The sequence below is a fragment of the Arthrobacter sp. TJ-58 genome (assembly GCF_058269295.1).
The window spans coordinates 374,828-386,795 of the sequence record NZ_JBZCNM010000003.1 but is presented as its reverse complement, the minus strand read 5'-3'; the positions used below and the strand labels follow the sequence as shown (position 1 = coordinate 386,795).

Genomic DNA, 11,968 nt, shown 5'->3' with positions numbered 1-11,968 from the left:
TTGGTCCCCTCGATAGAAAGTCCCCTTCATGAAACCAGGTCTCAAAAGATATGCTCTGGGATTGCTGCTGTTGCCGCTGCTGGGTGCGGCAACAGGGTGCAGCTCCCAGGATTCTTCACCCGATGCGGCGGCCCCAGCCACCGTGCCCCCGTCTGCGGTAAAGCCAGGGGCAACGCCGTCCTCCTCCGCCGGAACCGCCACCGGTTCGCCGGCAGCCGATAAGCCGGCTGCTGGTAAGTCCGCTGCTGCCAGCCAGGAGCCGGGGCCGGGAACTGAACCCGGTGCTGACTCCGGCGCCAGCTCCGGGCCCGACCCCGGCGCCGTCGTCCAGTCGCCGCAACCCGCTCCGGAACCCACCTTCGACGCGCCGCAGGCACAGTTCCTGGCGGACAAAGTGCCCGAAGGCACCGATCCCAATGCGGTGCTGCAGGTGGGGCAGGAACGCTGCGACCAGCTGATCAGCGCCAAAGCCATGGATCCCGAATCAGTGATCAGCGAACTGATCATGAACCCGGCTTCCGACACCATGGATGCCATTGGCTCGCTGTGCCCGGAGATGCAGCCCGAGCTGGATGCGGCGGCCCGGGGATTCCCCGACGGCACATTCACCGTTGGCCAGGCCGCTCCGCACAGCGAGAAACCCTCGATTGCACCGGGCACCTACCGTGCCTACGGCGCCCCCGAGGGCTGCACCATCTCCGTCTACGCCGGAAACGGCAGCCTGATCGGCGCCTACGACGGCTCCTCGCCGGTGGAAATCACTGCCGGAGCAGCGCGCGTGGAATCGGATCAATGCTATTCCTGGTTCCGGTCATGACACCGGCCCAGAATTTACTTCACATTCACCTGCCTATCCTAGGGAAGGGGTAACCAATGGATATGCGAGAACAAATACTTATTCTTCGCCGCAATTGGATGCTCATAGTCTCACTGGCCCTCATCGGGCTCATCACTGCCGGCATTGTTTCGGTGGTAATGCCAAAAACATACACAGCAACAAGCAGCGTGTTTGTTTCCACCCAAAACGTGGGAACCTCCGCTGAACTCCAGCAGGGCAGCGACTTTGCCCTGGCACGGGTACAGTCCTATGTTGATCTGGCCACCAAGCCGCAGGTCCTGGATCCCGTGATCGAGAATCTGGAACTGGATATGACCCCCCAGGAGCTGGCCACCAAAATCAAGGCATCAACGTCCCGCAACACCGTCCTCATCGATATTCAGGCGGTGGATTCATCACCCGAAGGGGCAGCGGATATTGCCAACGGCGTGGTGGCGAACCTGATTTCCTCAGTTGCTGATTTGGAGCGGCCCACCAACGGACTGCCGTCTCCGGTGCGCATGAGCTCGGTGGACACGGCCCAGCCGCCCACCTCGGCCTCCAGCCCCCAGACTTCTTTGAACCTGCTGCTGGGCCTGTTGTACGGGCTCGCCGTCGGACTGGTGGTGGCAATCCTGCGCCACGTCCTGGACCGGCATGTGCGGTCCGAAGCCGATGTCCGCAAGTCCACGTCGCTGCCGCTCCTGGGCGGAATCACGGAGTCCCCGGCCACGCGGCACAGTTCACGGCCGATCGTCCTGGGCGGCCCCGGTACTGATGCCTTCCGCCAGCTGCGGACCAACCTTGAGTTTGCCGCCGTGAGCCAGCAGATGAAGTCGCTGGTGGTGACCTCCTCCCAGGCCGGGGAGGGCAAGAGCACCGTGGCGCTGAACCTGGCCCTGAGCATTGCGCAGAGCGGCCAGAAAGTGATTCTGGTGGACGCGGACCTGCGGCTTCCGTCCGTGGCCGCGGCTACCGGATTGGAAGGCAACATTGGTCTGACAACGGTTTTGATTGGCCGGACCACGCTGACCGAAGCTACCCAGCACTGGGGCTCCGGCGGCCTGTCGGTCCTGACCTCCGGGCCCCTGCCCCCCAACCCCACCGAGCTCCTGGGATCCGCCGCCATGTCGGAGCTGATCGCCGAGCTCGAGTTGGAATATGACACCATCATCCTGGATGCTCCGCCGGTGCTTCCGGTGGCCGATGCTGCCATCCTGACCCGGCAGACCGACAGCATCCTTCTGGTGGTCGGCGCCACCCGGGTCAGCCAGCACAACCTGTCCAAGGCCGTGGAACAGCTGAGCCTGGTCAACGCGAATGTGGTGGGCGTAGTCCTCAACCGCATTCCGCGCACCGGACCGGATGCCAATTCCGCTTACCTGTCCGAGTACGGCGTGACTCCGCTGCCGGTACTCCGGGACAGCGACGGCGGCCCCGCGTCTCCGGTGGCCGAAGCTGAAGCAGCCATTCTGCGCGACAGCGACAACGCCTCGGACCAGCCGCTGCGCTCCGGAGCACACACCGCCTAAGGCCGACAGCCGCAAACAGCCCTCCGGACGATGTGCAGGTTACCTGCGCACCGTCCGGGGGGCTGTTTGTGTTGGGGGCTGTTTGCGTTGGAGGGCGTTTACCTTTGGGGTTGTTTGCGTTGGAGGGCCGTTGTCCGTGCGGGCTCGTGGGTTCACGATTCCGACGGGCTGTGCATCCGCCGGGCGGTGGGCTGCCTGCCGGGCGGGTGGGTGGATCCCAGTGCCGGGCGGGAAGCGCCTGGTCAGTCTGCCGGTTCGAGCGCGGCATCCGCCGTCTGTACAGGGCGGTTCCGGATGCGCACCGCCATCAGGCCGGACACCGCAGCCACAGCCACGGCGGCCGCAAAGCCCCAGGCGGACGCGGCAGCAGATCCGGTGGCGGCAAAGCCCAGCGGCAGGGCCAGGGTCAGGGCGGCGAGGACGCCGCGCATCAGGGTGGAAAGCTGGTTTGCCTGCGATGCGCGGAAATACGCCAGCAGCACCGTGTACGGCACCATCGCCAGGTACTGCAGGGCGTACGGCAGCCGGAGATCCTCGGCATTGCGCCACGTGTCTCCGAGCACGAACTCCCCCGCGGACGCCGGCAGCAGCAGCACAGCCGCTCCCCATCCCACGGCCAGGACCAGCACAATGGCCAGTGTTTCAAGCAGCCTGCTGCGGAAGGCCGAGGTCCCCCGGGTGCGGACCAGTTCCGGAATGACGGCGGTCTTGATGGCGCCAAACACGGTGTTCAGCGGAGAGAAGAGCAGCTGGGCCGCGCGGAGAGCACCCACGCCGGCCGCCCCCAGGGGAAACACCAGCAGATACAGCACAGCAAAGGTGGAGGCATTCAGGGTGAGGAACTCGGCCAGGTAGCGGAACGAGAAATCCCGGTTCAGCCAGAGCCAGCGCGCCCCGGAGACAACCGCCGGAACACAGCGGGCCAGCAGCAGACCGATCGCAAGGGAGGCGGCGGCCCCGATCCCCCACCACAGCAGGACCAGCATCAGACTCCCGCCGGACCGTACTGCCAGCAGCATCGCAGTGATCGATCCGACGGCCCAGATCCCGTCGATGAGAAGGGCAAGGACGGGCCGGGCCTGGCAGATAAACAGGTAGCGAACAGCGTCCTGCAGCAGGACAAAGGGTGAGAGGGCAGCCATGAGCAGCCAGAGCTCGGCATGGTCCGCTCCGCCCAACAGTGCCCCGGCCAGCAGGAACAGAACGGCTGGAACGGCAACCAGCACTGTTGCACCCAGGCTCGCGGAAGGAGTGGCCGGGGTCAGGTCACCCGTCCGGGAGTAGCGCACCAGGAGGGTCTCCCCCACCAGTGCGCGCTGCGCGCCCAGGAACAGCAATAACCCCGCATACGCGAGGGAGAACTGGCCAAAATCAACAGCGGTGGCTACGTTGGCGGCAATCGCCACGGCCACGAAGTTGGAAACACTCGAAACACCCTGGTCTGCAAAGGTTACGAGCCGCCGGACACCGCTCACTTAGTCCAGCGCCAGGAGCTCGGACCGCCACTTGGGCAGGAACGCCAGGCACATCAGCACATGGGCCGCGGCCAGCACCGCATATGCGGCAAGGAAGACCGTGGGCCAGGGCAGCAGCAGGAAGGCCAAACACGTCATGCCGTAGTCCACGGGCAGGGTCATGATGGAGCGCCGGAGCAGGCGCCGGTTGTTTTCCCGGTCCGCAGCAGGTGACGCGGCACCTGAAGATGCAGCCGCGGCCGTCTCCGTCCGGCGGGCGTTGCGGCGCAGCTGATCCACCAGCGCTCCGCCGAAGAAGATGCAGGAACTGGACAGGAGAAACAGTCCGCAGCCGGCTGCCAGGAGCACATGGTCATAGTCGGTGGTCCGGGCCAGGAAGCAGAAGGCCGCCACATGCATCACGGTGATGCGCCCGTTGTCCAGGGCATGGTCCAGCCATTCTCCGAAGGCGGAGCTGGCGCCCTGCAGCCGGGCAAGCTGCCCGTCGGCGGAATCCAGCACGTACCCCAGGGCGAGCAGGACGCCCACCAGTGCCGTGGAGAGGTTGGCCTGCGCGCCGAACGCCAGCCACAGCAGTGATCCGTACGTCAGCAGTGCGCCGGCAAAAGTGACGTGGTTGGGCGTGAACCGGCTGTGGCGCAGGGCAGCGGCAACGGCCCGGCCCGCGGGCCGGTTGACGTACAGGAGGTAGAGCGGGACGCCCTTGCGCGTTTTTTGTGCCTGTTTGAGCTCGCTGAAAGATTCCTGGAAGGTGGCCCGGGCAGAGGGCGGCGGTACGGTCCGGCTCATGATTGCAGCCTTTCTTGGCGGTTGGTCACGGCTGTCAGGATCAGGATGGAGAGCACCAGGACCACCAACCGTCCCATGGACTGCAGCAGGGATCCGCGCAGGAGGATGAACAGGTACCCGGCAAAGATGGAAATGCCCAGGTAACCCACCGAGCCCTTGCTGAGGATTTCCGCCCGGAAGCCCGTGTCCAGCCGCCGGGCCAGCAGGCCCAGTCCCACAAACGTGACGATCAGGCCCAGCAGTCCAAAATTGATCCAGGCTTCGGCCCACAGCGGAGCCGAGAGGTTGAGGTTGTTGCTGTTCATCCACAGCCCCACCTCAACGCCGGTGTCCAGCGGTTTGTCCGTCCAGACCACCCGGGGCACCCAGAACAGAATCGGGCCCAGCATCTGCATGCCCCACGAGTATCCGTGGTCCAGGGTGTACCCCAGGGTATTGGCCAGCATGGTGAACTGGTCGTAATCCTTGGTGGCGATGGTGGTCCAGATGGAGTCCACCTGCAGGGGTACGCCCGCGCCGGCAGCCCGCCGGGTGACGTCCGCCAGCGGGAAGACCACCACGGAAGCAATGACGCCGCCGGCCACGGCAGCGTTGAACAGGCCCTTCCTGCCGCGGATCAGCGGCAGCATCAAGCCGAAGAGCACGGCCAGGGTCCAGTACCGGGAGTTGGAAACGGGGTTGTTGACGATGACGTTGATGATCACCAGGGCCGCGACAATGAAACCGTCGACGGCGGCCAGGGTGCGGTCACGCGTGCGCCAGACGTGCAGGTAGAAAATCAGCGCAGTGAGGCAGGCTACGGAGCCCAAGGCAGAGACGATCGCGCGCAGGGCCTGCCCGCTGTCGGGGCTGATCGCATCCAGTGCCTGGCTGGTTTCCTGGCGGCTCAGGAAGAACACCTGCGGCCCGCCAACCTGGACGATGTACACCAGGGCTGCCACCAGTGACGCGACCGAGAACACGCGCAGCACGTCCAGGCTGCGCAGCGTCCGGAAGCGCAGGCGGGGCCCGCGGAAACTCCGCCGCCGCGCCCGCACATGGTAGGCGAGGTCGAAGCAGACGCATCCCAGCAGCGTGAGCAGGCTGGCCATGGTCAGCAGGGTTTCATCCACCTGGATGGCCAGGGCGGTGCTGCGGCCGGTGGTCAGCTGCGCCAGCGGCGCCAACCCCATTCCCGTGTAGACGAAGATCCAAAACACGCCGGCGACCGGCCGGATATCCGTCTGCCAGAGGAGGGTGGCCAGCTTGGTGGCGGCGTATACCAGCACGGCGTAGCGGATGAGGAAGTTGGTGTCCGTATAGAACACGGCCGCGGCACCGCGCACCTGCAGCGGCAGCACCACCGCAAACAGCAAAAAGGCAACCAGTGCGACGGCGGTGCGGACACCTGAGCGGCGCGAGTCACTTGGCGCTCCGTCAGCCGGGTCCGGCAGGATGAGGGCGGAGCGCCGCACGGGCATGGGTTCAGCGTGCATCGGTGGCCTCCGCATAGTGGGCAGCGAGGCTTTCCGCGAGCCGTTCGGCGGACCAAAGCCGGTGGTGCAGCCGACGGGCATTGGCGCCCAGCTCGGCCCGCCGCTGCGGGTCCACGGCCAGCTTGCGCATGGCTTCGCAAAAGGCATCAGCTGACGGTTCCGCGAGCTCAGCGGCGTCACCGGCACGCAGATCTGCCGACAGTCCGCAGTCGTTGGTGATGATCAGCGGTGTTCCCACCGCAGCCGCTTCAAGGACTGACATTGGATAGGGCTCCTTCAGTGCCGGCAAAACGTAGGCGGTGCTGCCGGCCATGGCTGCCTGCAGCTGTTCCGGGGCCAGCTCCCCGGTCAACGTGAACCGATCGGCGTGTGCCGAAGCTTCGATCAGGGCGCGGACGCGGGCTTCTTCGCCCTGGTCCGGGCCGGCGAGGACAAAGCGGGCCTCGAGTCCGGCGTCGAGGGCTGCCAATGCAGCCTGGACAAAAACGGCGGGCTGCTTGCGGGCGGAAAGCCGCGCGGCAAACAGGAAAACTGTCTGTTCCGGGTCTGACCAGCGCAGCGTCGTCTCTGCGCTGGCGTTGACCACCCGGCGCATCCGCGTCCGGTCCACGCCAAGCTGCTGGAGTCCGTCTTCTTCTTCTGCGGTCAGAGTCAGCCAAAGCTGCGGTATCCGTACCAGCCAGCGCGTGATGACGGCGTCGAACAGGCGCACCGGCAGCGCGGAGGAGGGGGCCAGCATGCCGTGCGACTGGGCGATCACCGGGGCCCTCCCCCGCCGCAGCAGCGCGGTGGTGGACGTGGTGATGAAGTCCCGGCACAGGTGCACCTGGACTACGTCGGCCGTGCGGGCGCGGGAAGCAACGTAGCGGGGCAGCTGCAGGCTCGCCAGTCCCCTCAGCCGCGCTCCGGGCAGCGGACGGCGGACCCGGAAGAACTTCGCGGTGCCGTCGGAGGACGCCGGGAGCTTGCCCAGCCATCCGCCGATGAGTTCCACCTGCATGCCCGCACGGCGCAGCGCCGCGCTCTGCGTCCGGGCAACAGCCCAGACTCCGCCGGCGGCGGCCCCCGGACCGGCCAGGCCGCCAAGCTGAATGACCTTGGCGCTTGAGGTACTAGCCACGGTCCGTGCCCCCGGCTCCGTTGGCGCCCGCGCGCTGCAGTTCACGGCTCTTGAGGCCGATCTGCCAGTAATAGGTGGAAAGAGCCAGGGCGTAGTCAAAGCCCGCCCGGCCGTCCAGGAAACCGCGGCGCAGCACGTAGCTGTACAGAAAGAACACCAGGGGCTTCAGCGGAACGGCATCGAACCGCCGGCCCTGGCTGCTCTTGGACTCGCGGACACTGCCCCGGGTCTCAGGATGGGTGCGGATATACGCTTCCCAGTCGGAGTAGCGGTTGTGCCGGTCAAACCAGGTCCGCACCGGGTCAACGTCATGGTGGACCAGCAGGGCCTCGGTGCACCCCACGGGTCCGTCCGGTTCAGGCTGGTAATGCGCTTCAACTTCGCCCATGCCGGGCAGATGGAGCAGGTCGATGTTCCGGAACGCGTTGTGTCCCCGGCGCAGGAAGGAGCGCTTGACCACCCGGTGTCCGTGGCGCAGGCCGGTGCCGGCAAAGTGATAGGCAACGGGCAGGTCGTAGGCAACCCGGGTCTGCTCAGGGTCTTCGGCGATGGCCCGCAGCTCCTGCGCAAGTTCCGGTGTGGGGTATTCGTCCGCATCCAGCATGAGCAGCCACTCGTTGCGGGTTTCCACCTGTTCCAGCTGCCACTGCTTCTTCTGCGGGAACTTCCCGTCCCACGTGAAATTAATGACTGTTGCTCCTGCTTCCTTGGCTAATTCCGCAGTGCGGTCCGTGCTGTTTGAATCTACAACAATAACCTCATCAAACTCTGTCAAGGCCGCAAGGCATTTGTTAATTCCCTCTTCTTCATTCTTTGTTTGAACCAACACGGAAACAGGTATTTTATTCACGTACTCTCCCCCTGAAGCAGGTATTTCATGTTTTTTATTGGAGCATTCATTCCAGAGACCGCTCAGTTATCATTTAGAAATGCCAACTAGCCGTGAGGTTCGCCGCACATCCTATTTCTCCCGTCGCCGATGGCCCCGTGCCCTGGGCTTTCTGGTGCTGCTCGCCGCAGCCTCCCTGCTGTCCTTTTACGCCCTTTCCAATTCGGATCAGGCGATCGGTGACCCGCGCACCGGAACGGCTGCGGAAGGACCCGCTGTCCCGAAGGTTCCCCAGCTGGACATCCTGGGAGACTCCTACGTGGCCGGCTCCTCCGAGGGCGGCATCGGACCGGCCAACTGGACCCGGCTGGTGGGAACCCGCTTCTACGAGCAGGGCCCCCAGGTGGAGATGAGCGTCATGGCCCAGCCCGGCTCCGGTTACCTCACCCGCGGCGCCACTGATCTGGTGTTCCGGGAAGCCGCCACGCTCCGGCTTCGCTCCACCGCCGACGTGGTGGTGGTCTTCGGCAGCCGCAACGACGGCCGGCAGACGGACATGGCCATGTACCAGGCGGCCAAGATGCTGTACTCCGACATCCACGACATTGCCCCTCAGGCCAAGGTGGTGGTTTTCGGTCCGGTGTGGGTGGACGCCGATGTCCCGGACTTCATCTCCGCCAACAACGCGGCCATGGCCCGGGCAGCTGCCGAGGAAGACGTCCAGTACATCGATGCCCTGGCCGAAGGCTGGTTTGCCGGCTCGGAGCAAGGACTGATCGGCGAGGACGGCATCCACCCCACCGATGTTGGCCACGCTTACCTGGCCGAGAAGATCTTCCCCATTCTCAACGAGGTCATCCGGAACCTCCCGCCGGCCGCCTAATCCGCCCCGCTCTCCGAAGTTCATGCCGGCCCGCCGGCATCTTCGGCACCGGGCTCCGCGGGGAACCTGTTGCCCAGTTCCGCGGGCTGGGCCGTGGACCCGTACACACGGTTTGCGCCCACGGTTCCCTTGACCACGGTCATCGGCTGGACGACGGCGGACTCCCCGATGCTGGACCCGCCCAGCACCATGCAGCGCGAGGTAATCCAGGCGCCGTCGTCAATCCGAATGGGACTGGTGACCAGTCCCATGTCCGTCCGGACGCGGTGGCTGCCCGTCGTCAGGAAGGTCTCCTGCGAGATCACGACGTCCGATCCCACGTAGACGTGGTCCTGGTTGTGGAACCAGACGCCCTCGCCAATCCAGGTGCGCTCCCCGATGTGCAGCTTCCACGGCGACTTCACCCGCGTGCGCGGACGGAAAATCACGCCCTCCGCGATTTCCGCGCCAAACGCCCGAAGCACGGCCACGCGCAGGCGTGAACTGATCTGCCACGGGTTGGTGACGAACACCAGTTCGCAGGCGGACCAGAGATACACCACGGCACGCGGCTTCCCCCACGATTCCCCGGCACCGGGGGCAAGGGACAGGTCAATCGGAGGACGACGGCGCCGGCGGCTGCCGCCGTCGTCCTCCTGCGGGATCCCCGCCGGCGGCTGCCGGGCTGAACGCTGTGCATGTTCGAGCATCATGAGACCTTTCGTGTACTGTCCCGGAGCCCGGGGGCCGCCGCATGCGCGGGGCGGACCCGCGGCGGAACACCGTCGGACTGCTGGGCCGCGGCTTCCGCCAGGCCGTCGGGAAAACCCGCCGCCCGGGCCGGGCGCTCGGCCAACCCTGCCGGAGCACCGGGGAGCCCCGCCACGGCATGCTTAAGCACCGCTTCAAAGCGGTCCGCAATGGGACCGATGCCAAAACGGTTTTCGGCTATGCGCCGTCCGCGTGCCCCAGCCGCCTTCGCTGCCGCCGGGTCCTCATCCAGCCTGCGCAGCCAGCCCACCGCTGCTGCCACCCCGTAGTCGGTGGGCGGACCCACAAACCCGGAGGCTTCCTTGATGTCATCCGCCGCCGGGTTGTCCTCCGGCATGAGCCCCAGGATGGGGCGGCCTGCCGCGAGCGAGGAGAGGACCTTGCTGGGAATCGAGAACCGGGAGGCCCCCGGTTCCAGAATGGTCACCAGGACGTCCGCGGAGCCCAGCATCTCCGGCAGGTCTGCCGCCGGCTGGAACGGCAGCAGGGTGACCGGAAGTTCCGGTTCCCGGGCCAGATCCTCGCGCAGCATGTCGATGCCCTCGCCTTCGGAGGCCACAATCAGCCGCACCGGCAAACCAGCGGAGAGCGATTCCCGCAGCAGCGCACCGAGCAACAGCGGATTGTGCTTCCGGCCCAGGGTTCCCGCGTAGAGCAGCCGCAGCTCCCCTTCGTGCGGAAGGTGGGCCGCTGACCACGCGTTGTCCCGCGGACGGGGCGTGATTTCATCGATGGGTGCCCAGTTGGGAATGATCGTCACGTGGCCGGTGTCCAATCCCCACTGCCGGTAGGCCTGGCGGAACTCCTCACCGATCGCCACAACCTGGCGGGCACCGCTGACCACACCTGCCTCCATCCGGCGCACCACGGCGCCGCCTGTGCCGGCAGCAGCGCCGGGGAGTTTGCGGCCCAGTTCCTCGGAGATCGCATTACTGAACAGGTCCTGGTGCCAGAGCACCCACGGCAGTCCCCGCCGGGCAGCAGCCCGCCGGAAGTCCGCGAGGGCAAAGAGCGGCACGTTGCAGGCAACCACGCAGTCGGGAACGGTTTCCTTGGTGTGGGCCAGCCAGGCCGCGGCATAGGAGCGTTCAAACCGGATGCGGCCCACCGCGCTGTATTTTTGGAACGGCTGTTTTGCGGTCAGCGGCGAGAAGTCCAGCAGCTCCGAATCCGCCGCCGTGCGTTCCAGCGTTCCCTTTCCGCTGCCGTACTGCGTGGAATACACGTGATCCACCGAGTGTCCGCGCGCAGCCAGTTCCCGGGACAGTTCGGCCTGGAAAGGATGGCCGGAAAAGTCATGCACTTGGATTCGCATGGCTCAGACCCTCTGCGCCTTGACCTGGTCCTGGATCCACTCGTAGGTCCGCTCCAGTCCCTCCTGCAGGCTGATGGACGGTTCCCACCCGTAGGTGGCCTTGAACAGGGTGTTGTCGCTGTTGCGTCCGCGGACACCCTGCGGTGCATCCAGCTTGTAGCGGCGGTTCACGATGGTTCCGGAAATCTGCTCCAGCTTGTCAGCCATCTGGTTGATGGACACCAGTTCGGCCGAGCCGAGGTTGACGGGTTCCGCGGAATCTCCGTTCATGATTTCGAGGATGCCGCGGACACAGTCATCGATGTACATGAAGCTGCGGGTCTGCTCCCCGTCTCCCCAGATTTCCAGGTCCAGTTCACCGGTCAGGGAGGCATGGGCAAACTTCCGGCACAGAGCGGCCGGCGCCTTTTCCCTGCCGCCTTCCCAGGTTCCTTCCGGGCCGTACACGTTGTGAAAGCGTGCCACCCGGGTCTGCATGCCGTAATCCTCCTGGAAGTGCCGGCACATCCGCTCGGTAAAGAGCTTCTCCCACCCGTAGCCGTCTTCGGGCTGCGCCGGGTAGGCGTGTTCTTCCTTCAGGGCCACAACATCAGCGGAGGTCTGGTGGTCCGCGGCGTAGACGCACGCCGAGCTGCTGTAGAAGAAGCGCTCCACTCCGGCGTCGCGGGCGGCAACCAGCATGTGGGTGCTGGTCAGGACGGTGAGCATGCACAGCGCCTTGTTGTTCTCGATGAACCCCATGCCGCCCATGTCCGCGGCCAGGTTGTACACGTGCTGCATCCCCCGGCTCACCTCGTGTGCCGTTTCCAGCAGCGAGCAGTCGCCCTGGATGTTCTCTGCCGAGTCGTGGACCTGATACCACTCGTCGAGGGGCTTGCAGTCCACGGCCCGCACTTCATGGCCTTCACTGATGAGCCGCGCCACAAGGTGGCCGCCGATGAATCCGCCGGCTCCGGTAACAAGAGATTTCATGGTTGTTTCGC

At 65.7% G+C, this 11,968-nt stretch carries 11 protein-coding genes; 3 read left to right on the top strand and 8 right to left on the bottom strand.

Going from position 1 to position 11,968, the window contains the following annotated elements; genetic code table 11:
* The first annotated feature begins 61 nt into the window (after positions 1–61).
* Together AC4D2W_RS12145 and AC4D2W_RS12140 are read left to right on the top strand one after the other, a co-directional pair.
* Positions 62–817 carry an Rv1352/Rv1906c domain-containing protein gene (locus tag AC4D2W_RS12145; protein WP_490927158.1) on the top strand — a complete coding sequence of 252 codons (756 nt, stop codon included), beginning with the start codon at positions 62–64 and terminating at the stop codon, positions 815–817.
* 56 nt (positions 818–873) lie between these two features.
* Complete coding sequence (locus tag AC4D2W_RS12140) at positions 874–2,349, top strand: tyrosine-protein kinase domain-containing protein (protein WP_490927157.1); 1,476 nt, start codon at positions 874–876, stop codon at positions 2,347–2,349.
* 242 nt (positions 2,350–2,591) lie between these two features.
* Here the strand turns inward: AC4D2W_RS12140 and AC4D2W_RS12135 are convergent, their stop codons facing one another.
* Genes AC4D2W_RS12135 through AC4D2W_RS12115 form a run of 5 tightly spaced genes read right to left on the bottom strand, consistent with a single transcriptional unit; the run spans position 2,592 to position 8,037 of the window.
* Positions 2,592–3,824, bottom strand: coding sequence for an MATE family efflux transporter (locus tag AC4D2W_RS12135; RefSeq protein WP_490927156.1), 1,233 nt, complete (start codon positions 3,822–3,824; stop codon positions 2,592–2,594).
* Positions 3,825–4,613, bottom strand: coding sequence for a CDP-alcohol phosphatidyltransferase family protein (locus AC4D2W_RS12130; RefSeq protein WP_490927155.1), 789 nt, complete (start codon positions 4,611–4,613; stop codon positions 3,825–3,827).
* Complete coding sequence (locus AC4D2W_RS12125) at positions 4,610–6,088, bottom strand: hypothetical protein (RefSeq protein WP_490927154.1); 1,479 nt, start codon at positions 6,086–6,088, stop codon at positions 4,610–4,612. The genes AC4D2W_RS12130 and AC4D2W_RS12125 overlap by 4 nt, the downstream gene beginning before the upstream one ends.
* Positions 6,078–7,208 (bottom strand): glycosyltransferase family 4 protein, encoded by a 1,131-nt coding sequence (locus AC4D2W_RS12120; RefSeq protein ID WP_490927153.1) that lies wholly within the window; start codon positions 7,206–7,208, stop codon positions 6,078–6,080. Before AC4D2W_RS12120 ends, AC4D2W_RS12125 begins: the two co-directional genes overlap by 11 nt.
* Complete coding sequence (locus AC4D2W_RS12115) at positions 7,201–8,037, bottom strand: glycosyltransferase family 2 protein (RefSeq protein ID WP_490927152.1); 837 nt, start codon at positions 8,035–8,037, stop codon at positions 7,201–7,203. Before AC4D2W_RS12115 ends, AC4D2W_RS12120 begins: the two co-directional genes overlap by 8 nt.
* A gap of 100 nt (positions 8,038–8,137) precedes the next feature.
* On the opposite strand from AC4D2W_RS12115, the gene AC4D2W_RS12110 reads away from it, so the two are divergent.
* A complete protein-coding gene (locus tag AC4D2W_RS12110; protein ID WP_490927151.1) occupies positions 8,138–8,920 on the top strand; it encodes an SGNH/GDSL hydrolase family protein in 783 nt (260 codons plus the stop codon).
* A 20-nt stretch (positions 8,921–8,940) separates the two neighbouring features.
* Here AC4D2W_RS12110 and AC4D2W_RS12105 read toward each other — a convergent pair whose 3' ends face one another.
* Genes AC4D2W_RS12105 through AC4D2W_RS12095 form a run of 3 tightly spaced genes read right to left on the bottom strand, consistent with a single transcriptional unit; the run spans position 8,941 to position 11,957 of the window.
* Entirely contained in the window at positions 8,941–9,612 is a 672-nt protein-coding gene (locus tag AC4D2W_RS12105; protein WP_490927150.1) for an LbetaH domain-containing protein, read from the bottom strand.
* On the bottom strand, positions 9,609–10,985 hold the full coding sequence (locus AC4D2W_RS12100; protein ID WP_490927149.1) for a glycosyltransferase: 1,377 nt from the start codon (positions 10,983–10,985) through the stop codon (positions 9,609–9,611). The genes AC4D2W_RS12105 and AC4D2W_RS12100 overlap by 4 nt, the downstream gene beginning before the upstream one ends.
* A gap of 3 nt (positions 10,986–10,988) precedes the next feature.
* Positions 10,989–11,957 (bottom strand): NAD-dependent epimerase/dehydratase family protein, encoded by a 969-nt coding sequence (locus AC4D2W_RS12095; protein ID WP_490927148.1) that lies wholly within the window; start codon positions 11,955–11,957, stop codon positions 10,989–10,991.
* Positions 11,958–11,968 lie beyond the last annotated feature (11 nt).